This window comes from Streptomyces anulatus (assembly GCF_000721175.1).
Taxonomy (GTDB): Bacteria; Actinomycetota; Actinomycetes; order Streptomycetales; family Streptomycetaceae; genus Streptomyces; species Streptomyces anulatus_C.
Map to the genome: position 1 here is coordinate 25636 of NZ_JOEZ01000012.1, position 20375 is coordinate 46010.

General features: G+C 72.1%; 20 protein-coding genes and 7 tRNA genes. 12 read left to right on the top strand and 15 right to left on the bottom strand.

The features are described 5' to 3' along the window. Window positions 1-81: 81 nt before the first annotated feature. Window positions 82-1752 (top strand): hypothetical protein, encoded by a 1671-nt coding sequence (locus IG90_RS0114660; RefSeq protein WP_030583276.1) that lies wholly within the window; start codon window positions 82-84, stop codon window positions 1750-1752. A gap of 53 nt (window positions 1753-1805) precedes the next feature. Here IG90_RS0114660 and IG90_RS0114665 read toward each other — a convergent pair whose 3' ends face one another. Beyond that, window positions 1806-2381, bottom strand: coding sequence for an HIT family protein (locus tag IG90_RS0114665; RefSeq protein ID WP_030583279.1), 576 nt, complete (start codon window positions 2379-2381; stop codon window positions 1806-1808). A 66-nt stretch (window positions 2382-2447) separates the two neighbouring features. On the opposite strand from IG90_RS0114665, the gene IG90_RS0114670 reads away from it, so the two are divergent. Then, window positions 2448-3125 carry a potassium channel family protein gene (locus tag IG90_RS0114670; protein WP_030583282.1) on the top strand — a complete coding sequence of 226 codons (678 nt, stop codon included), beginning with the start codon at window positions 2448-2450 and terminating at the stop codon, window positions 3123-3125. Between the two features lie 31 nt (window positions 3126-3156). On the opposite strand, the gene thrS is transcribed toward IG90_RS0114670, so the two are convergent. The 3 genes from thrS to IG90_RS0114685 all read right to left on the bottom strand — a co-directional run bounded on the left by thrS (window position 3157) and on the right by IG90_RS0114685 (window position 7083). Continuing rightward, window positions 3157-5133: a threonine--tRNA ligase gene (gene thrS, locus IG90_RS0114675; protein ID WP_030583285.1), complete on the bottom strand. Its 1977-nt coding sequence runs from the start codon at window positions 5131-5133 to the stop codon at window positions 3157-3159. 100 nt (window positions 5134-5233) lie between these two features. After that, window positions 5234-6487, bottom strand: coding sequence for a hypothetical protein (locus IG90_RS0114680; protein WP_030583288.1), 1254 nt, complete (start codon window positions 6485-6487; stop codon window positions 5234-5236). Then, window positions 6487-7083, bottom strand: coding sequence for a DUF4365 domain-containing protein (locus tag IG90_RS0114685; protein WP_030583291.1), 597 nt, complete (start codon window positions 7081-7083; stop codon window positions 6487-6489). The genes IG90_RS0114680 and IG90_RS0114685 overlap by 1 nt, the downstream gene beginning before the upstream one ends. A 227-nt stretch (window positions 7084-7310) precedes the next feature. Between IG90_RS0114685 and IG90_RS0114690 the strand changes: the two genes are divergently transcribed. Next, window positions 7311-8036: a 3'-5' exonuclease gene (locus IG90_RS0114690; protein ID WP_030583294.1), complete on the top strand. Its 726-nt coding sequence runs from the start codon at window positions 7311-7313 to the stop codon at window positions 8034-8036. A 66-nt stretch (window positions 8037-8102) separates the two neighbouring features. Here IG90_RS0114690 and IG90_RS0114695 read toward each other — a convergent pair. Beyond that, a tRNA-Val gene (locus IG90_RS0114695) sits at window positions 8103-8174 on the bottom strand. Between the two features lie 139 nt (window positions 8175-8313). Here IG90_RS0114695 and IG90_RS0114700 point away from each other — a divergent pair. Further along, window positions 8314-10956, top strand: a complete 2643-nt coding sequence (locus IG90_RS0114700) for an SCO7613 C-terminal domain-containing membrane protein (protein WP_030583297.1) — start codon at window positions 8314-8316, stop codon at window positions 10954-10956. Between the two features lie 124 nt (window positions 10957-11080). Here IG90_RS0114700 and IG90_RS0114705 read toward each other — a convergent pair. Further along, window positions 11081-11152, bottom strand: a tRNA-Val gene (locus IG90_RS0114705). Window positions 11153-11206: 54 nt separating this feature from the next. Continuing rightward, on the bottom strand, window positions 11207-11662 hold the full coding sequence (locus tag IG90_RS0114710; protein ID WP_030583301.1) for a TIGR02611 family protein: 456 nt from the start codon (window positions 11660-11662) through the stop codon (window positions 11207-11209). 190 nt (window positions 11663-11852) lie between these two features. Between IG90_RS0114710 and IG90_RS0114715 the strand changes: the two genes are divergently transcribed. Then, entirely contained in the window at window positions 11853-12266 is a 414-nt protein-coding gene (locus IG90_RS0114715; RefSeq protein ID WP_003959770.1) for an SsgA family sporulation/cell division regulator, read from the top strand. 267 nt (window positions 12267-12533) lie between these two features. Further along, the gene (locus tag IG90_RS0114720) at window positions 12534-13130 is read left to right on the top strand and encodes a CGNR zinc finger domain-containing protein (RefSeq protein ID WP_030583312.1); all 597 of its coding nucleotides are present in this window, start codon (window positions 12534-12536) and stop codon (window positions 13128-13130) included. Window positions 13131-13163: 33 nt separating this feature from the next. Here IG90_RS0114720 and IG90_RS44815 read toward each other — a convergent pair whose 3' ends face one another. Then, window positions 13164-13319 (bottom strand): hypothetical protein, encoded by a 156-nt coding sequence (locus IG90_RS44815; protein ID WP_164494018.1) that lies wholly within the window; start codon window positions 13317-13319, stop codon window positions 13164-13166. 185 nt (window positions 13320-13504) lie between these two features. Continuing rightward, window positions 13505-13981 (bottom strand): hypothetical protein, encoded by a 477-nt coding sequence (locus IG90_RS0114730; RefSeq protein ID WP_030583315.1) that lies wholly within the window; start codon window positions 13979-13981, stop codon window positions 13505-13507. A gap of 167 nt (window positions 13982-14148) precedes the next feature. On the opposite strand from IG90_RS0114730, the gene IG90_RS0114735 reads away from it, so the two are divergent. After that, window positions 14149-14667, top strand: a complete 519-nt coding sequence (locus IG90_RS0114735) for a DsbA family protein (protein WP_030583316.1) — start codon at window positions 14149-14151, stop codon at window positions 14665-14667. Between the two features lie 26 nt (window positions 14668-14693). On the opposite strand, the gene IG90_RS0114740 is transcribed toward IG90_RS0114735, so the two are convergent. The 3 genes from IG90_RS0114740 to IG90_RS0114750 form a co-directional block, all read right to left on the bottom strand. Further along, on the bottom strand, window positions 14694-15530 hold the full coding sequence (locus IG90_RS0114740; protein ID WP_030583319.1) for a GNAT family N-acetyltransferase: 837 nt from the start codon (window positions 15528-15530) through the stop codon (window positions 14694-14696). A 78-nt stretch (window positions 15531-15608) separates the two neighbouring features. Then, window positions 15609-16430 (bottom strand): aminotransferase class IV, encoded by an 822-nt coding sequence (locus tag IG90_RS0114745; protein ID WP_030583322.1) that lies wholly within the window; start codon window positions 16428-16430, stop codon window positions 15609-15611. Beyond that, complete coding sequence (locus tag IG90_RS0114750; protein ID WP_030583325.1) at window positions 16427-17485, bottom strand: chorismate-binding protein; 1059 nt, start codon at window positions 17483-17485, stop codon at window positions 16427-16429. The genes IG90_RS0114745 and IG90_RS0114750 overlap by 4 nt, the downstream gene beginning before the upstream one ends. Window positions 17486-17630: 145 nt before the next feature. Here IG90_RS0114750 and IG90_RS0114755 point away from each other — a divergent pair. The 5 genes from IG90_RS0114755 to IG90_RS0114775 all read left to right on the top strand — a co-directional run bounded on the left by IG90_RS0114755 (window position 17631) and on the right by IG90_RS0114775 (window position 18073). Beyond that, window positions 17631-17703, top strand: a tRNA-Gly gene (locus IG90_RS0114755). Window positions 17704-17741: 38 nt separating this feature from the next. After that, window positions 17742-17815 (top strand) — tRNA-Cys (locus tag IG90_RS0114760). Window position 17816: 1 nt separating this feature from the next. Next, window positions 17817-17888: transfer RNA gene (locus IG90_RS0114765), tRNA-Val, on the top strand. A 19-nt stretch (window positions 17889-17907) separates the two neighbouring features. Then, window positions 17908-17979, top strand: a tRNA-Val gene (locus IG90_RS0114770). A gap of 22 nt (window positions 17980-18001) precedes the next feature. After that, window positions 18002-18073, top strand: a tRNA-Val gene (locus IG90_RS0114775). 114 nt (window positions 18074-18187) lie between these two features. Here the strand turns inward: IG90_RS0114775 and IG90_RS0114780 are convergent. The 3 genes from IG90_RS0114780 to IG90_RS0114790 form a co-directional block, all read right to left on the bottom strand. Further along, the gene (locus IG90_RS0114780) at window positions 18188-18505 is read right to left on the bottom strand and encodes a TFIIB-type zinc ribbon-containing protein (protein ID WP_030583326.1); all 318 of its coding nucleotides are present in this window, start codon (window positions 18503-18505) and stop codon (window positions 18188-18190) included. A 65-nt stretch (window positions 18506-18570) separates the two neighbouring features. After that, the gene (locus tag IG90_RS0114785) at window positions 18571-19599 is read right to left on the bottom strand and encodes a phosphotransferase family protein (protein WP_030583328.1); all 1029 of its coding nucleotides are present in this window, start codon (window positions 19597-19599) and stop codon (window positions 18571-18573) included. A gap of 256 nt (window positions 19600-19855) precedes the next feature. Continuing rightward, window positions 19856-20062 carry a hypothetical protein gene (locus tag IG90_RS0114790; protein ID WP_030583331.1) on the bottom strand — a complete coding sequence of 69 codons (207 nt, stop codon included), beginning with the start codon at window positions 20060-20062 and terminating at the stop codon, window positions 19856-19858. Between the last annotated feature and the right edge of the window lie 313 nt (window positions 20063-20375).

Here is a 20375-nt window from a genome sequence, read left to right on the forward strand (position 1 = left end):
GTGGTCGCAGCTCAGAAGGTATGCCGCGTACGGTAGTTGGGCACACCGCAGGAGCGGACGTGCGGCGAGTGGGGGCGACAGGTGGCCAACGACGGATTCGACTTCTCACCCGGGGCCCAGATCCCCATCCAGGGCTCGGGCGGCCAGACCGTGGCGACCAACGCCCTGGCCTCGGCGGCGTATCGGGACAGTCCGGTGGAGACGATCCTCGACGCCAACAGCGAGTGGCACAAATCGGAAGTGAAGCCGGGCTCCTCCAAACTCTTCAAGTCCGACTACTTCAAACCGAATCTCGGTGAGGCGTTCGCCCGGGCAGTCCAGGAACGCATGCTCGGCGGCGCCCGCAAGGCGCTCATCCAGTCCTTCGGGACGGACCCGCAGACCGTGGTGGAGCACTGCCTGTCGGCGAACAACCTGCGCAAGGCCCGGGACGCCCGTCTCACCCTGGTGACCGTGGTGTTCGGTGTCCTGTTCCTGCCCGGCATGCTGGCCTGGGTGATCGCCTTCCGGGTCCGGGACGCGCTCAACAAGTCCAAGGACACGGCGTTCCGCGCGGTCGGGACGGTGCTCCTGGCCGCCTTCGGGATCGGCGCGCTGGTCCTGATGGTCAAGCTCCCCCTGGACGGGCTGCTCGCGCTCTACGTCCGGGGCGCGCTCATCGCCCCAGTGATCGGCTGGCTGATCGCCAAGCGGATCGCGGAGACCTCGGCCAAGGACATGCGGGCCCGCTGGGAAGGCCTCCTCTCCGGCACCGGGGTGATCGCGAAGATCCCCGAGGCGGTGCCGAAGAACCCCAACGAGACCGCGCGCGAGGCCCTGCGCCAGGGTCTGGAGAAGCTGTCGGCCGAGCAGCAGTCGAACGCCGTTTTCTACGCCGGCCCCAAGGGCGTCCTCGGGATGGGCACCCGCTGGGGCAGCTGGCAGCTGGCCGAGGAACTGCTCCCCAAGGACCCGACGAAGGAGATCCACCAGTTCCGGAGCTGGGACCTGATCCGGATCATCCATGACCAGCTGAAGATGCTGGAGCGCGGACCGCTGAACACCGGCGGCTTTCCCAAGCCGTCCGTGAAGCACTGGATCGTCTCGCCCATCGGGGAGAACGCCGACTCCGTCACGCGCCCCGAGGGGGAGGACGTCGCCACCTTCCAGGTGAAGCCCCACGAGATACAGCGGATCTGCAACCACCAGCAGTTCGGCAGCGGCGACCGGCACTATCTGGGCGTCCAGTTCACCCTGTGGGACGGCCAGCTGGTGATCACCATGATGATCACCGTCACCGTGCTCCACGAGACCCTGCGCATCGAGGTCACGGGCCACGCGCTCGGGCCCGTGCACGGCCTGTTCCTCTCCAAGCCGGCGGCGAAGACGAAGACGGTCAACAAGACGGTCCGCTTCTGGGAGACCCGGGACGTCCAACTGGCCCTGGTGGACGCCAAGGAGGTCGTACGGCTCGCCCTGCGGGCCCCGCTCACCTGGTATCCGCCGCTGCTGGACTACCTGGGCGGCAAGATAGTGCTGCCCGAGCCGTTCGGGCTGCGGCACGCGTGGGCGGCCAAGCCGTGGAACCACCGCTTCATGGCGGACGACGCGATGCGCGCCGCCACCCCGGTCCTGCGGGCCGTCCACACGGCGGCGATGCGGGTCCTCGCGGAGAACGGCGTCGACACGGAGCGCTTCGACAACCGCTCGATGATACTGAGCGGCCTCGTCCAGGACCCGGCCCCGCGCAAGGCCGACGTCTACGACGCGTAGACATGAGGACGGGGGGAGTCCCGGCCGGGACTCCCCCCGTCCTCGCGCCGCGCTCAGTGAACCGGCAGCTCGCCCGTCAGCCAGGCCTCGGCCAGCATCGCCCGGGTGTCGCCCAGCAGCTGGGGCAGCACCTTGGTGTGGCCGATGACCGGCATGAAGTTGGTGTCCCCGCCCCAGCGCGGCACCAGGTGCTGGTGCAGATGCGCGGCGATCCCGGCACCGGCCACCGAACCCTGGTTCATGCCGATGTTGAAGCCGTGCGCCCCGGAGGCCGCCCGCAGCGCGACCATCGCCCGCTTGGTGAATTCCGCCAGCTCCGCCGTCTCCGGACCGTCCAGCTCGGTGTAGTCGGCCACATGACGGTAGGGAACGACCATGAGGTGGCCACCGTTGTACGGGTACAGGTTCAGCACCGCGTAGACGCGCTCCCCGCGCGCCACGACGAGCCCGTCCTCGTCGGATTTCGCCGGGATCGAACAGAACGGACAGCCGTCCTCGGCACCCGGGCCGCTGGGCTTGTCCTGACCCTGGATGTACGCCATCCGATGGGGCGTCCACAGACGCTGAAACGCGTCGGGCATCCCCACGCCGATCTGCTGCTCCGGCTCACTCGTCATGCCGATCAGCATATTGCGTCACCCGTGCGGAGCGTGTCGCCGGGGGCGCGCCGCACGGCCGGCCACGATGCTGAGGCGATGACCGACCGACCTGCATCCGAGCCACCGGCGCGGCTGACCCGCTGGGAGCAGCGCACCGAGGTTCCGCTCTTCATCGCGGGGCTGGTCTTCCTGGCGGGGTACGCGGTCTGGGTGCTGACCCCGCCCGAGGCCCAGCCCTGGAACGGCATCGCGCTGATTCTCGTCTGGTCGACCTGGCCGCTGTTCCTCGCGGATTACGTGACGCGGCTGCGGCTCAGCGGACTGGGCGCGCGCTTCGTCCGCGCCCACTGGCTCGAAACCCTGGTCCTGCTGCTGCCGCTGCTGCGCCCGCTGCGGATGGTCCAGGTGTACCTGGCGGTGCAGCGCCGACGTGACCGGCCGCGGATGGGCCTGTACGCCCGCGTGATGGCGTTCGCGGGCCTGACCGCCGTCCTGCTCGGCTTCGCCGCCTCGCTCGCGGTCTACCACCTGGAGCGCACGGCCTCCGACGCCTCCATCCGTACCTTCGGCGACGCGGTGTGGTGGGCGTGCGCGACGCTCACGACGGTCGGTTACGGGGACGTCGCACCGGTCACGTTCTGGGGCCGGACGGTCGCGGCGGGGCTGATGGCCGGTGGTCTGGCGCTGCTCGGCGCGGTGACCGGGTCGTTCTCGTCGTGGCTGCTCCAGGTGTTCACCCGGGAGGACGAGCAACGGCCCCCGGAGCGCGGATAGCGCTCCGGGGGCCGTTGCCTGCCGTACGGATTCAGACCTGTACGCGGTCCTCGACGGCCTTCGCGATCTTGGCGATGGCCTCGTCGACCGGGATGCCGTTCTCCTGCGAACCGTCGCGGTAGCGGAAGGAGACGGCGCCGTTGGCCATGTCCTCGTCGCCAGCGATGATCATGAAGGGCACCTTGGCCTTCTGCTGGTTGCGGATCTTCTTCTGCATCCGGTCGGAGGAGGCGTCCACGTCCACTCGCAGTCCCTGCTTGCGCGCCTTGGCGGCGAACTCCTGCAGGTAGGGGATGTGGGCGTCGCCGATCGGGATGCCGACGGCCTGGACCGGCGCGAGCCAGACCGGGAACGCGCCCGCGTAGTGCTCCAGGAGCACGGCGAAGAAGCGCTCGATGGAGCCGAACAGGGCGCGGTGGATCATGACCGGGCGCTGCTTGGAGCCGTCGGGGCCGGTGTACTCCAGGTCGAAGCGCTCCGGCAGGTTGAAGTCGAGCTGCACGGTCGACATCTGCCAGGTGCGGCCGATGGCGTCCTTGCACTGCACGGAGATCTTGGGGCCGTAGAACGCGGCGCCGCCCGGGTCCGGGACCAGGGGAAGCCCCTGCTTCTCGGCGACCTGACGCAGCGTCTCGGTGGCCTCTTCCCAGGTGTCGTCGGAGCCGACGTACTTCTCCGGGTCCTTGGTGGAGAGCTCCAGGTAGAAGTCGGTGAGCCCGTAGTCACGGAGCAGGTTCAGCACGAAGGTGAGCGTGCGGTCGAGCTCCTGGGCCATCTGCTCCTTGGTGCAGTAGATGTGAGCGTCGTCCTGCGTGAAGCCGCGCGAGCGGGTCAGACCGTGCACGACGCCCGACTTCTCGTACCGGTACACCGTGCCGAACTCGAAGAGGCGCAGCGGCAGTTCGCGGTACGAGCGGCCGCGCGCGTCGAAGATCAGGTTGTGCATCGGGCAGTTCATCGGCTTGAGGTAGTAGTCCACCCCGTCGTCGAGCTGCATGGGCGGGTACATACCGTCGGCGTACCAGTCCAGGTGGCCGGACTTCTCGAAGAGCTTGCCCTTGGTGGCGTGCGGCGAGTAGACGAACTCGTAGCCCTCCTCCTCGTGACGGCGGCGCGAGTAGTCCTCCATGGCCCGGCGGATGACGCCGCCCTTGGGGTGGAAGACCGCGAGGCCGGGGCCGATCTCGTCGGGGAAGGAGAAGAGGTCCAGCTCGTTGCCGAGCTTGCGGTGGTCGCGCTTGGCGGCCTCCTCCAGGAACTCCAGGTGCGCCTTCAGCTCGTCCTTGGTGGGCCAGGCGGTGCCGTAGATGCGCTGGAGCATCGGGTTCTTCTCGCTGCCGCGCCAGTACGCGGCGGCGTTGCGCATCAGCTTGAACGCCGGGATGAACCGGGTGGTGGGCAGGTGCGGACCCCGGCAGAGGTCCTTCCAGCACAGGTCACCGGTCTTGGGGTCGAGGTTGTCGTAGATGGTCAGCTCGCCGCCGCCCACCTCGACGTCCGCGCCGTCGTCCGAGGAGGCGGAGCCCTTGATGCCGATGAGCTCCAGCTTGTAGGGCTCGTCTCCCAGCTCCTCGCGGGCGGCATCGTCGGAGACCACGCGGCGCGAGAACTTCTGGCCCCGCTTCTGGATCTCCTGCATCTTCTTCTCGATGGCCTTGAGGTCCTCGGGCGTGAACGGCTTCTCGACGTCGAAGTCGTAGTAGAAGCCGTCCTTGACCGGCGGGCCGATGCCGAGCTTGGCCTCGGGGAAGAGCTCCTGCACGGCCTGGGCCATGACGTGCGCGGTGGAGTGGCGCAGGATGTTGAGGCCGTCCTCGGAGGAGATCTCCACCGGCTCGACGCTCTCGCCGTCCCTGAGCTCGTAGGAGAGGTCCTTCAGCTCGCCGCCGATGCGCGCGGCGACGACGGTGCGCTGACCGGGGAAGAGCTCGCCGGCCGTCGTGCCCGTCGTCACCACGTGCTCTTCCCGCTCGGAATCGCGTTGGATGATCACACGGACGTCTGACACCGGTCTCTCCTGACTGAGGGGACGCTCGCCTTCGTATGGCTGAGCAATGCGAATCGTACCGAGCCGTACGCCCCCGATGCGAACGCCTTCCGGGGAAGGACTACGGCTCCTCCCCCGCGCACGCCTCCTCGAAGAAGTCCACGTTCTCCTGGAGCGCCTTCATCAGCCGGTCCCGTTCGGCCTCGTCGACCTGGACTGGCGCTACCTGCGAGGCCCCGGTGAGCCGCCGGAAGCCGCCCCGGTTCTCCAGCCGCCCCTCCACCCGCAGCGGCAGCCCCACGAGGTGGGCGTGGCCCGCGATGCGGTACGCCTCCTCGTCCAGCTCCACCCGGACGTGCGCGACCTCGGCCCCGGCCAGCACTCGCAACCGTACGGTCCCGGCGCCGCGCGGCCCCGAGCGACGCAGCCGGACCACCGCGCCGGTCAGCCGCACGTGCACGGCGGGTTCGTCGCGGAGGTAGCGGGCCCCGGCGGCGCGCAGGGCGGGCAGGTCGCCCGGGGAGAACTCGACGGGCGCGGGGCGGACCGGGCAGCCGTCCGGGGTGCCTGCGGCGGGCGCCCACCGCAGGTCGATCCCGGCCCCCTCGGAACCGCTCACCAGGGCGATCAGCGCCTCGGTCAGCTCACGGCCGGCGCCCGCCGCGACCGCGCTGTCGAAGGCCTCCATGCCGCCGGTGGCCCGCTGGTAGTCCACCGCCTCGCGGGTGGCGTGCAGGGCGTGGCAGAGCTGGACGGCGACGGCGCGTCCGGAGGCGACGGGGACGTACGCGGTGAGGCTCCGGCCGTCGGCCCCGGGCCCGATCAGGGCGTCGTCCAGGGCGGCGCGCGCCTTCCTGCGGTGCCGGGCGCCGTGGTAGCCGGCCCGGCCGCGGGCCGCGAGGGCCCCGGCCATGAGGACCTGCCGGGCGGCCGAGCGCAGTTCCTCCGCCTCGGTCCAGCCCGTGGCGCCCGCGGCTCCGGCCGCCGACTCGGGTACCTCGCGCCACCAGCGGATCTCGTCGCTGGCGACGGTGAGGGAGACCAGGACGTCGCGGGCGGAGGGGGCGGCGCTGCGGCCGAGGGCGTCGAGGGCCTCCTCGATCAGCTCCCCGCTGTCGGGAAAGGCCGCGCTCTCGGGCACCAGCAGGCTCGTCGCCCCGGCGGTCGATCCGGGCGGGGTCCAGCGGCCGTACCGGCCCGGCGCTCCCCCGCGCCGCTGCCAGCCGTGCCGGCGCAGGAGGGCGGCGAGAACGGCGGGGTCGGGCAGCTCCGCACCGGCCACGGCGACCAGCGGCGGCCCGGGGCGTGCGGTGGGATGCGAGCGGGCGGCGGGCAGTCCCGCTCCGCCCGTGGACTCGTCCATCGACCGGTGCATCAGGGTCTCCCTCCGGCCCCGACCCGGGCCATGATGTCGCAGAGTGCGCGGTCGTCGAAGATCCGCGAGGTCGGGATGCGCACAGTGGTCCGGTACCGGCCCGTCACCGCGTGGCCGGCCAGGTTGGTCCAGTAGCAGCAGTGGCGCAGGTCGAGACTTGCGGGTCCGGCGCGCAGCCAGTCGTCCTGGCTGCGGGGCGCGAGCATCACGACCAGGATCTTGTGCACCGACACCGGGCTGCGGGCGAGCTTGACGAGGTGGGCGTTGTCGAGCGTGAAGGAGAAGGCCCCGCCCGCCGGGTGCGGCGCTATCTGGTGGGTGCACTTGAGCTGCACCTTGATGGTCACTTCGTCGTCGACGGTGTGGGCCGGGGCGCCGTGGCTGACGTGCCAGTCGATGCCGTTGTCGGGGAAGGGCTGGGACAGCGAGCATCCCGCCGCCGCCGCGACGGCGTGCAGATAGCCCACCTGAAGGGTCTCCATGCAGGCGGTGGTGGCGAGGGAGCCGCGCAGCGGCGCGTCGAGCGGCTGCGGCAGCCGGGGCCCGAGGGCCTCGGCGCGGGTGGGTCCCCCGGGTTCGGGCTGCGCGAGCGCCATGGCTCCGTGTGCCTTCCGGGCGTGCCGATCGATGGCAGGTGGCCTGCCGGCGGGGTGTCGTGGGCTGGGCGGATCGACGGACGCCGGAGATAACTTCCGTACGTCTCAACTGTGTTGTCACCGCATCGGACCGCCCGCAAACGGCGTATCAGGCAAACGGCCCGGGTATCACCGATATCGGGCAGAGGAATCACTCCATCTGCCGTGCAGGTGCGAGGAGTTCGGGGATGATGCACTGGTTCGAGGGGCCGCTGGCCGCTTTTGACACGGAGACGACAGGCGTGGACGTCGAGCAGGACCGGATCGTTTCGGCCGCTCTCGTCGCGCAGGACACCGCGGGCGGTCGCGTCCGCGTCACCCGCTGGCTGGTCAATCCGGGGGTTCCGGTCCCGCCCGGGGCGACCGAGATCCACGGTCTGACCGACGATCACCTTCAGCGCAACGGGCGTTGGCCCGCCCCGGTGATGGACGAGATGGCCCGTTCCCTGGCGGAGAGCTGCGCGACGGGCCGGCCGCTGGTCGTGATGAACGCTCCCTTCGACCTGACGCTGCTGGACCGGGAGCTGAGGCGGCACCGGGCATCGTCGCTGGCCGGATACCTGGACGGCGTACCGATGCGCGTCGTGGATCCGCGGGTGCTGGACAAGCACCTGGACCGCTACCGCAAGGGCCGCCGGACGCTCACGGATCTGTGCGCGCGTTATGAGGTGGTGTTCGACGGGGCCCATGACGCGGCGGCCGACGCGACCGCATCGCTGGAGCTGGTGCGGGCGGTGTGCCGGCGCTTCTCGGCCCGGATGGAACGGCTGTCGCCGTCCGAGCTGCACACCCTTCAGGCGACCTGGCACGCGGCCCAGGCGCGTGGCCTGGAGGCGTGGTTCGCGAAGAGCGGGACGCCGGAGGCTGTGGACCCGTCGTGGCCGCTGCGCCCGGAACTGCCTGCGGCGGCGTGAGGGGTCCGAGGGGCCGGAACACGCGAAAGCCGGTCCGCGTGATGCTTGCGGACCGGCTTTCCCCGGTGGGCGATACTGGGTTCGAACCAGTGACCTCTTCGGTGTGAACGAAGCGCTCTCCCACTGAGCTAATCGCCCGGGAACGGGTTGAACCATACAGGGCTCCGCGGGCTTCGTTCAAACTCCTTCCCCTCGCGCTCCACTCAGGGCGTCGTGGCCGGGAAGTGAGTATCCGAGCGCATGTACGGGCCGTCTGGCCGGGGCCACACTTCCGTTCATGGAACATGTGCCCCCGCCCGCCGAGGAACTGGCCCGCCTCGACCGAGAACTGGCCGAGCTGGACGCCCGCAGGGCCCAGCTGCTGACCCGGCGCGCCTGGCTGCTCGCCGCGCTGCGGCCGCCCGCGCCGACGGCCGCCCCGGGCTGGAACCCGTCGGGCTGGGGTGCGCCTCCCGGCACCCCCGCGCAGCCGTGGGGTCATGTACCGAAGCGGCCGTCCGCCCCGCGCAGCGCGCAGAACGTCCTGCTGACCCTGGGTGGTCTGCTGCTGACGGTCGCGGCGATCGCGTTCACTCTGGTGAGCTGGGGCTCGATGGGGATCGGCGGCCGGTCGGCCGTGCTGGCGGCGGTGACGCTCGGGGCGCTGACCGCCCCGGCGGTGCTGCTGCGGCGGAAGCTGGCCGCCACCGCCGAGGCGCTGGCGGCCCTGGCCCTGGTGCTGACGCTGCTGGACGTCTACGCGGTCCATGCGGTGGCCGCGCCCGATACGGACGGGCTCGGTTTCACGGCCGTCGCCTCGGCGGTGCTCGCGGCGCTGTGGACGGCGTACGGGCTGGCGCTGGGCAAGCTGAGTCTGCCGTTGCCGGCCGCCGTGGTGCTGGCCCAGTGGCCGCTGCTGTTCTGGGCGTGGGCCGCGGGCGCACCGGCACTGGTGGTCGGGTGGGCGCTGCTGGCCACGGCGGTGCTGGACGGGACGATCGCGCTGCGGGGCAAGGGCACCGGGGTGCGGGTCACGGCGTGCGTCGGCGGAGCGGTGATGGGCTTCTCGGCCCTGCTGGTGGGCCTGACGCTGTCCGGGACGGCCTCCGGTCCGCTCGGGGCGGTGGCTCCGGGCGCGCTGCTGCTGGCGGCTGCGGCGGCTGCCCTGGCGGGGGCGTGGCACGCACCGAAGGGCTTCGCGCAGATCGGCGGCGTGGTGGCCGGTCTCGCCGCGGTGGCCTCGGTGGGCGGCGTACCGGCGGCGGCGCTGCCGGACGGCTGGCTGGTGCTCGCGTACCTGCTGTGCGGCCTCGCCCTGACGGCGGTCGTACGGACACGGCTGCCGAGGAACGCGGCATACGGGGTGCTGGCGGCGTCGGCGGCCGTGGTGGCCGGGACCCTGGTGTGGGCACTGCCGCCGGCGGCGGCGGTGCTGCTGGGCCCGGTGACGCTGCTGTCGGACCTGTGGGCGGGGGCGCCGGAGGGCTTCCGGTCCGCGCTGGGGTCGACGCTGCGGTGGCCGGAGCTGTCGGCGGCCCCGGTGGTGCTCGCCCTGGTGGGCGGGCTGCTGGGGGCGGCGTACCGGTGGTGGCCGTCGCTGGCGCGGATCGCCGCGCCGTTGGCCGCGCCGGGGACGCCGGGCGCCGGGACGCCGGGCGTGAACGTGCCGGGCGGGGCGCCGGCCGCAGAGTGGCCGGGAGCCGCCGGGGCGGCGGCTCCCGGGGCGTCAGCGCCCTGGCCGGCCTGGCCCGGCTGGACCGGAGCCCGTGCGAGTGCCGGTGCGCGCAGGCCGTCCGGTGCGGCGCTGCGCGGGGTCGTCGGTGCGGGGGCGGTGGCTCTCGGCTGGGGTGCGCTGCTGCTGACCGGGGCCGTGCTGGACGTCCCCTACGCGCTCGCGGTCGCCGGGGAGACGGCCCTGGTGGCCGGTCTGCTCGCCCTGGCGGTCCGGGGTACCGGGAGCGGCCGGAGCGCGCCGGCGACCGTGCCGATGACCGCGTTGGCGGCGGCGGTGTCCGGGGCGGTGAGCGTCGGGGTGCTGTCGCTGGCGTCCGAGGAGGCCTCCTACGCGGTGTTCGGCACGCTGGCGGTGCTGTTCGCCGGGGCGGCGGTACGGGCGGGGTCCGAGGTGCCGCGTGCCGTGTTCGCGGTGACCGCGGTGGTCTGGGCCACCGTGCTGACGGGGTTCGCGGGCCGGTCCCTGGGGCTCGCCTCGCACGAGGCCGCGCCGCTGGTGCTCGTGGTGCCCGCGCTGACCGTGCTGCTCGGGGCGCGGCTGCGGCGGAACCCGGTGGCGTTGCCGGTGGAACTGACGGGCGCGCTGGGCGCACTGGTAGCCGTGGGGCTCGCGGTGTCCGACGCGCCGTTCCTGGCCCTGGTGCTCGCGTCGTGCGGGGTGCTGGCGGCGGGCGCCGCGGTGCGGCCCGAGCGGCGGCCGGTGGCGGGCTACCTGGCGGCGGTGCTGTTCCTGCTGGCCACCTGGGTGCGGCTGGCGGCATCGGAGGTGTCGGTCCCGGAGGCGTACACCCTGCCGGTGACCGTGCCCGCGCTGGTGGTCGGGGTCCTGCGGCGGCGCAGGGACCCGGAGGCGTCCTCGTGGACGGCGTACGGGCCGGGGCTCGCGGCGACGCTGCTGCCGAGCCTGGCGGTCGCCTGGACCGACACGGACTGGCTCCGGCCGCTGCTGCTGGGGGTGGCGGCGCTCGTGATCACACTGCTGGGCGCACGCTACCGCCTCCAGGCACTGCTGCTGCTCGGCGGGGCGGTGCTGGCACTGGACGGACTGCACGAGCTGGCGCCGTACGTGGTGCAGGTGGCGGGGGCGCTCCCCCGCTGGCTGCCGCCGGCCCTGGCCGGGCTGCTGTTGCTGGTGCTGGGAGCGACGTACGAACAGCGGCTGCGCGACGCCCGTCGGCTGAAGGACGCGCTGGGTCGGATGCGGTGAGCCGCGCCCGGTCCGGGGGCCCGCTGCACACAGCGGCTCCCGGGCCGGGAGAACCGCGGGTCCCGGGCCGGGTGACGCAGAGGGCCCGGGAGACGGAATCCGTCTCCCGGGCCCTCTGTCCGGGTGGGCGATACTGGGTTCGAACCAGTGACCTCTTCGGTGTGAACGAAGCGCTCTCCCACTGAGCTAATCGCCCGGGCGCACCGCAAACATTACCCCATGTCAGCGGTGCTCCTGGACCGTCCCCGGGCTACGCGCTGATCTTCCACGGCATGGTGAGCCCGAACTTCCAGACGTAGATCCCGACTAGCACCGCCATGATCACGAGCCCCACCGTGGTGAGGATGATGTTGCGCCGCCGGACCTTGGGATCGAGGGCCCGCTGGGCCGCCTCGGTGACCTTGCGCTTGGTCCAGCGCAGCACCAGCTGGGCCCAGACGAACTCGGTCGCCCAGATCGCCATACCGCCGAAGATCACCAGCCAGCCGGGGCCGGGCAGCACCAGCATGAGCACGCCCGCGATCACGACGCCGAGCCCGACGATGAAGACGCCGACCTGCCAGCTCAGGTGGAGCGCTTTCGATGCCTTGATGAAACCCGGCGCCCGCGAGCCCAGCTCGCGTTCCACCCGGTCCGATTCCCCCGTGGCGGATGCCGGGGCCGCCTTCTCGGCGACCTCGCTCCGCTCGTCACTCTCCGCGTTCATGAAGCTCAACTTACCCGACCTGTCTTCGTCACTGGAATGGGCGCATAACCCAAAGTTACACGCCGCCGAGCGAGGGGTTCGAAGCATCACAAATGGGTCAGAGGGGTTTACAACGCCACCGTAGGTGGCATGTCGATTTCGCCGACGTGCGAATCCCCGAGCGCACACTGAGCGAAAGGCCCTGGCGCTTATGAACACCACGGTCAGCTGCGAGCTGCACCTGCGCCTCGTTGTGTCGAGCGAGTCCTCACTGCCTGTACCCGCGGGCCTGCGGTATGACACGGCCGATCCCTATGCCGTGCACGCCACCTTCCACACCGGAGCGGAGGAGACGGTCGAATGGGTTTTCGCCCGTGACCTCCTCGCCGAGGGGCTGCACCGGCCCACCGGCACCGGAGACGTCCGCGTCTGGCCATCTCGTAGTCACGGTCAAGGCGTCGTATGCATCGCCCTGAGCTCCCCGGAGGGAGAAGCCCTGCTCGAAGCTCCGGCGCGGGCCCTGGAGTCGTTCCTGAAAAGGACCGACGCCGCGGTTCCGCCGGGCACCGAGCATCGTCACTTCGATCTCGACACGGAGCTCTCCCACATCCTGGCCGAGAGCTGAGCCAGGCAGAGAGCCGCTCGACGCCGTCCGACTCGGGGAGACGGCGTCGTGCTGACAACCGCATAGGGCAGACACCGGCGCCGTCGTCGCGGAATCCACCGCGACGACGGCGCCGGTGCGCTCACGGGACCCGTCTCCCGCCGGGTGCCGGAGGGGCTGATTCCGCTCCCCGTCGGGCCCATACCGGGCCTGGCACCGGCGGACCGAGCCAGTAGAGTCAGCCGCCATCGGCAGGCGCCCGCCCGCCGGAAGGCCAGGGAGCGAAGTGTGCTGATCCCTCACGACACCCGGATCGCCCTCGACGTGGTGGTCGATCTGGTGAACACCGCACCGGAGAGCCGGCCGCCGCGGGACGAGTCCGCGGACGGGCTCGTGGGCGGATCCGAGGACGGTCTCGCCGATGTCGCCGCGCTGTACGCCTTCGCGGAGCGGCATCTCATCAGCGGGGTCGGCACGCTCGGCGAGAAGGACCTGACCGCCGTGCGCGACGTACGGGCCCGGTTCGCCGAGGTCTTCGCGACGCCCGACCCCCGTACCGCCGCCGACCTGGTCAACCGGCTCGTCGCGGCCGCCGGGACCACCCCGCAGCTCACCGACCACGACGGCTACGACTGGCACGTGCACTACTTCGCCCCGGACGCCTCGATCGCGGACCACCTCGCGGCCGACTGCGGCATGGCGCTGGCCTTCATCATCGTGGCGGGCGAGAAGGAGCGGCTGCGGCGCTGCGAGGCGCCGGACTGCGGGCACGCGTTCATCGACCTGTCGCGCAACCGCTCCCGCCGATACTGCTCCAGCCGTACGTGCGGAAACCGGCTCCACGTCGCGGCCTACCGGGCCCGGCGCAAGGAAGCCGCGGGCTGACGTCCGCCCCGCCCCGCACGGTGGCCCGACGCGTCACAGCACGAAGAGATCGTGCAGGGCGGCCATCAGCAGCAGGCCCCCGATCACCGTCAGGAAGATCATCAGGGGCGGCTGGGAGAGCGCGAAGAGACAGCCGCGGGGCTCTTCGGCGGGGGGTGCGGGGGCATCGCCCCGGGAAGTGTCCACCATCTCGGGGCGATCATGACGCACCCGCGGCCGGGTTGGCGATCAACCAGGTTCGTTCCCCCGGGAGTTCACCGTCCCGTGGCCATCAATAATCGCTCCGGCGTACGGGGCGCCATCAGACATTCGGACCGACGGCCCGAGCGACCGGTTGCCCGCGTGACCGACCGGCGGGCCGGATGCCGCGCTTCTCAGATGCCGTGCTTCTTGAGGATCGCCTCGATGTCGCTGAAGTCGTCGCCGGGCGCGGCGGCCTCCTGCTTCTTCTTCGACTTCGTCTGCGGCTGGGGCTTCGCGGCCGCTGCGGGTCCGGCCGTAGCGCCGGCGCCGAGCGAAGGGGCGGAGGCCGCCGGGGCGACCGCCTCGTTCCGCCCGGCAGCCCGCGCGGCCTTGCGTTCCGCGCGGGTGGTGCCGCTGCGGCGCTCGATGGCGCGGGTGGTCATGAACAGCAGCCAGGACAGGCCGAGCACTCCGAAGCCCAGCCAGATACTCGGCTTGAAGGCGATCCCGGCGAGCCACTCGACGACCCCGGTCAGCACGAGCCCGACCGGGACCAGGGAGTAGGCGGCGATCCTCGTCGCCGTGAGGAACCGCTTGCGGTACGCGGTCACGGCGGCGATGCCCAGGCCGGCCGCCGACACCGCGGAACAGATGGTCTCGGCAAGCATCGGGGCCTCCAGGCGCAGGGGATACGTCCCTTCCATCCTGCACCGGCGAGCACCGTAGGGGCCACGGCGGCGGCCCACCTCAGGGACATTTCAGGGCCGTGCTCCTCCCCAGGGGGCGTCCCGGTCCCGGTTGGGACGCGCCCGCCCGGCCTGAAAGACTGGGCCGCATGAGCGATTCCACCCCCGTGGCACCGGTCGTCCTCGACCTCTGGTGCGATCTCGAATGCCCCGACTGCCACCGAGCCCTCGACGATGTGCACGCCCTGCGCGCCCGGTACGGCGACCGTGTCGAGATCCGTCTGCGGCACTTCCCGCTGGAGAAGCACAAGTACGCCTACGCCGCGGCCCAGGCCGCCGAGGAGGCGACGGACCAGGGCAAGGCCTGGCCGTACATCGAGGCCCTCCTGTCCCGCACCGCCGACCTCAGCCACATGGGCGAGCCGCTGCTCCTGGAGGTGGCACGCGAGCTGGGTCTGGATGCCGAGGAGTTCGACACCGCGCTGATCGACGGCCGGCATCTGCTGATCGTCGACGCCGACCACGCGGAGGCCAAGGCGATCGGCGTCACCGGCACGCCCACCTATGTGATCGGCGACGAGCGGCTGGACGGCGGCAAGAGCCAGGACGGGCTGCGCGAGCGGATCGAGGAGATCGTCGACCGGACTCTGGCCACGCAGGGCGGGTAGCCGCGGGACCGGCACCGTGGGCCCCGCTACAACGCCTTGGCCAGGTTGTACCGCGTCGTGGCGTAGCCCAGGGACTCGTACAGCCGCAGGGCCGGGGTGTTGGAGGCGAAGACGTGCAGGCCGAGCCGGTCCGCGCCCCAGCCGCGGGTGACGTCCTCGGCGAGCAGCATCAGGGCCCGGCCGTGTCCCCGGCCCCGGTGTTCCTCGCGTACCTCGACATCGAAGACGAATCCGGCCGGGCCGCCCGGCGGGAGCTCCCGCCGGGCCACCCACACATGGCCGACGACCTCGCCCGCGTGCACCAGCACCTCGAAGCGCACCCCCTCGGTCGCCAGTCCGTCCGGCAGGAGGGTGGCGTGGTCGGACTCGGACTTGCGCCGGGCCTGCTCGGGCGGCACTCCTCGGTCGATCCAGTCCTGCGCGTACGTCTGCAGCGCGTCCCGCCGCCAGGCGGCGAACTCCGCCTCGTCCATCGCCCGCGCGGTGAGACCCGCGGGCAGCGGGGCAGGGTCCGGGCCGAGGTGCTTGACCATGTTGCGGCTGCGCTCGGTGTAGCCGAGGGCGGCCGCGAGGCGCCGGGCGGGGTCGTTGTCGGCGGGGACCTCCACCCGTACCCGGGTGCAGCCCCACCCCCGCAGCACCTCCTCGGCGGCGAGCGCGGCGATGGTGCCCCGGCCGCGCCTGCGCCGGGGCTCCTCCACGCTGAGGGAGCCCAGCACTCCGGCGGTCGCCCCGAACGCGTCGTCGGTACTGATCGCGACGGCGCCGACGGGCAGCCCGTTGTCGCACACGTCGTAATGGCGTGCCCGCGCCCCGTCGGCGCCTTGCTGAAGCGGCCCGGACGGCCGGAGTGTCGTGGTCATCAAAGGGTTGTATCCCCTCCACGACACCCCGTCACGCGCTTTTCGGGGGCGCCGGAGCCCGTGGGCCGCCGGAGCCCGCTACGGATCGAGGTCGTCGCCGGCCCGCTCGGCGAAGACGCGCATGGCCTTCGCCGTCACCGGCCCGATCTCCGGGGACAGCTCGCGGTCGTCGACCCGGTGCACCGCCTGGATGTCACGGAGCGTCGAGGTCAGGAACACCTCGTCGGCCTCGGCGAGGACGTCCATCGGAAGGTCGGTCTCCTCGGCCCCGGTCCACTCCACGGCCAGTGCGCGGGTGATCCCGGCGAGACAGCCCGAGGCCACCGGCGGGGTGTGGATCCGGCCGTCCAGGACGACGAACACATTGGAGCCGGTGCCTTCGCAGAGGCGGTCGGCGGTGTTGGGGAACAGCGCCTCGGACGCACCCCGTTCCCGCGCACGTGCCAGGGCGACGACGTTCTCGGCGTACGAGGTGGTCTTCAGGCCCGCGAGCGCGCCGCGTTCGTTGCGCGTCCAGGGGACGGTGATCACCGCCGTGCTGTCCGGGCGGCGGCTCACCCCGTCGAGGGCGACGACGAGGCTCGGCCCGTCGGTGCCCCGGTCCGAACCGAGCGGGGACAGCCCGCCGGTGCAGGTGATCCGCAGGCGGCCCAGGGCGACGGGGTTGGCGGCGATTACGGCGGCGGTGGCACGACGGACCTCGTCGTGGTCCGGGTCGGGCAGGCCCAGGCCCCGGGCGGACCGGGTGAGGCGGTCGAGGTGCCGGGTCAGGGCGAAGGTGCGCCCCTCGCTCGTGCGCACCGTCTCGAAGATGCCGTCGCCCACGGTCAGCCCGTGGTCGAGCACCGACAGCCGGGCGTCGTCGGCGTCCCGCAGTCCGCCGTTGACCCAGATCCTCATATCGCGGTCCTTCCTGTCTCCAGATGCGCACCCGACGCTACAGCGAGCAGCCGGGAGGCCTTGAGTTCGGTCTCGTCCCATTCGCGCTCCGGGTCGGATCCCCAGGTGATCCCGGCGCCCGTCCCGAACCGCAGCAGCGGCGCGGGCCCGGTCCGGTCGATCCAGAACGTCCGTATCCCGACGGCGAGCGAGGCCGCACCCCGGTCGGCGTCGACCCACCCGATCGCACCGCAGTACGGCCCGCGCGGAGCGCGCTCCAGCTCGGCGATGATCCGCAGCGCGCTGGACTTCGGCGCCCCGGTGACCGAACCGGGCGGGAAGGCCGCCGAGAACAGCTCGGGCCAGCCCGCCCCGTCGGCCAGCCGGCCCCGGACGGTGGAGACGAGGTGGACGAGGCCCGGGTGCTTCTCCACCACGCAGAGATCGGGCACGCTCACACTTCCGGTGGCGCAGACCCGGCCCAGGTCGTTGCGGACCAGGTCCACGATCATCACGTTCTCCGCGTGGTCCTTCGCCAGCAGATCGTCCTCGGTCCGGCCGGTGCCCTTGATGGGCCCGGACTCCACGGTCCGCCCGTCGCGCCGCAGGAAGAGCTCCGGGGACGCGGTGGCGACCTCCACGCCGTGGCCGGGCAGCCGGATCGTTCCCGCGTACGGGGCGGGGTTGCCGCGGGCGAGCAGGGAGGTCAGGGCGTCGACGTCGGCCCCGGCGCCGCCACCGGGGAGCGGTGCGGACAGCACCCGGCAGAGGTTGGCCTGGTAGACGTCGCCCGCCGCGATGTGTTCACGGATCCGCCGTACGCCCGCGGTGTAGGCGTCACGGTCCAGCGACGATACCCAGTCCCCGGTGGCGGGCCCGCGCCAGGCTCCGGGGACGGGAGGGGGCACCGCCTCCTTGCGTACGTCGAAGAAGCGGGCGCAGACGATACGGCCTTCGAAATCGGCGGATACCGCCCAGAAACCGGACGAGTCGAGAGCCGCGGGATCGTGGGTCACATCCTGCAGACCGGAGGCTATGAGGCCGTCGAAGCGGGCCAAGGGGGCGAGATCGGACACGCCAATGAGTCTAGGACGGTGTGCGGTGACCTGCGTCGGGGCGAGGTCACCGCAGCACGCTGCACAAACGCGTTTTTGTACTGGCCCAGGAATCCGCTAGAGTTCAACACGTCGCCGGGACGCGCAAGCGGGCCGGGAAAGACAAGCGGACGTAGCTCAGTTGGTAGAGCGCAACCTTGCCAAGGTTGAGGTCGCCAGTTCGAACCTGGTCGTCCGCTCGCAGAAGGTGGGGGATTCTTCCTGGCCCCCCACCCCTGGTGGAGTGGCCGAGAGGCGAGGCAACGGCCTGCAAAGCCGTCTACACGGGTTCAAATCCCGTCTCCACCTCCAAGGACGATTAGCTCAGCGGGAGAGCGCTTCCCTGACACGGAAGAGGTCACTGGTTCAATCCCAGTATCGTCCACTGGTCCGCAAGGATCCCCGCGCGATTAGCTCAGCGGGAGAGCGCTTCCCTGACACGGAAGAGGTCACTGGTTCAATCCCAGTATCGCGCACGCAGTACACGCAGGTTCACCTGCGCGATTAGCTCAGCGGGAGAGCGCTTCCCTGACACGGAAGAGGTCACTGGTTCAATCCCAGTATCGCGCACCGTCGAGAACCCCCGGTCGTCTCCACGACCGGGGGTTCTTTCGTCGTACGGTCGGCCCGTCCGCCACCTCCACGGCCCGGCAGCGCGGTGAACGCCGGGCCGTGGAGGAAAGCTCAGGACGAGAACAGCATCCGGCCGAAGCCCTTCTGGCGGCGGTGGCCGTAGTGCCCGCCGTGCTGCGGCGCACCCCAGGCGGGGGCGTGGGCGGCGGGAGCGGCCGGGTACGCCTGCGGGGCGGGGCCGGCCGGGTAGCCGCCGGGGGCCGGGGGCGCGGGCGGGGCCTGCTGGGACCACTGGGACTCCAGGCGGGTCAGCGACTCCAGCTCGCCGTAGTCGAGGAATATCCCCCGGCAGCCGCTGCACTGCTCGATCTGGACGCCGTTGCGGTTGTACGTGTTCATCTGCGCGTGACACTTCGGACACTGCATCATCGGCTCGGCTCCTCGCCCTCGTTGTGCCGTCGCCGGAAGGTCTGCCCAGCCACGGTCCGTTCACCCTACGACGGGCGGACAGTGGCCAACTCGGGCGGCAACGTAGCGATTCGGGCACAGGATTCGATCATCAGCTGTTCGTGCTCGTCCGGATCCCGTTGCTCCGCGGCGCACTTGGCCAGGGCGAGGGCCGCCGTCTGCACCGTCAGCGCGCGGGCCGGGACGTCCAGTTCGGGCCAGGGATCTCCGGCGGCGGGAACCGCGGGTCCCCCGGCCGACCGGTAGGCGTCCAGGAAGGCGGACCAGTCCTCGGGAGCCAGGAGTCCGGCCGCGTACCAGGCGGCGGGCCGGGCGAGGTCCCACGCCGGATCGCCCGTCCCCGCGTCGTCCACGTCGATGAGCAGCCAGGGCCCGTCCGGCGCCGGATGGCGGACGAGCTGGCCGAGGTGCAGGTCCCCGTGGCACAGGAAACCGGCCCGTTGCACGGGCGCCGGGGCCGCGCCCCGGGCCCAGCCGGGCAGGGCGCGCCAGCCGGCCAGCACGGGCAGGACGGCCGGCTCGCCGGGAAGGGCCGCGCGCATCCGGGCGACGGCCCGCGCCGCCTTGACCGGTCCACGCATCGGCGGGAGCCGGAACGGGGGCTCCGTCCGGTGGAGGCGGGCGAGCAGCGCGGCGGCCTCGGCCCAGGGGGCCGCCCCGGGGTCGAAGGGGTCGACGGGCGCACCGAACGGCCAGAGCGTGACCGGGCGGGAAGCGGGCGCGGGGAGCGCGTAGAGCCCTGTCCGCCGGGGGGTGCCGGAGGATTCCTGGTGCTCGGGGGCGGTGAGCGACTGTCCCGGGGCGGTGAGCGGCGGGAGCAGGATCCCGGTGAGCTGCGGGGCGTCGGCCAAGGCGATCCGGGCCGCCAGCGCCTCGCGGTCGGTGTCGACGGCGTGGGCCTTCGCCACGATCGCGCCGCTGCGGACCACCGTGCCGTCGGGCCGGTCCGCGAGGACCTGCGACGGCTCGCACACGCAACGCGTCCTGGCGGGGTGGGAGAGGCGGTGCGCGAGGGTGCCCAGCTCATGGACTACGGAGGTCTCGGTGGTGGTCAACGGCTCCCCCGGCGGCGGTCGGCCCGGCCGTGGCACCGGTCCCGCCGTGAGCGTAACGCGAGAGCCGGTCCGGACAGTGCCCGTGCTGATGCCGTGCGTGGGCCCGGACGCGGAAGCGCATGGGCCCGGACAGCGCGATGCCCGGTCAGCTCCCCAGCTGACCGGACAAACGCTGCCGTCCGCCGCACCCCCGTCCCCACGGGGCTGTTGGCCGGATGTGCGGGTCCGGACCGCTCTTCCGGACCCCGGGCGCCGCTCAGCGCCCCAGCATCACCGCCACGGACGACGCATGTGTGACCACCGCGTCCCAGCCGCCGAAGACGACCGCGAGCAGGGCCGCCAGGGGAAGGACCATCACCGTCGCCACCAAGGGGTGACGGGTGCCGGACGAACGGGCGCCGAACGCGGCGTACGCCTTGCGTCCCTGCATACGGACCATCGTCCGCGTTGCCGTGTCCGACATGGTTCCTCTCCTGACCTGATGGAGGGCGGCGGGCGTGTGACCTCGGGGGACGAGTGCTGCGCCCGCCGCTTGACCTCAACATTAGGTAGGCGGCGAGCACGGGGCGTCATGCCCGCGTACCGAATCCCGGGCCTCCCGGAGGATGAGCCGTCGTCGATCGGCGTACTCCCCTGGGTGGAGACGGACCACCGGAGGTTGGGGGTCATCCCCGAGGGAACGCCGGGGCCGGTCCGGTACGTGCCCGGCACGTGTGCCGGTGCGTGCCCGTCGGCTTCGCGGGCGCACCCGGTGGGTGACTTCACTCACGCCCACC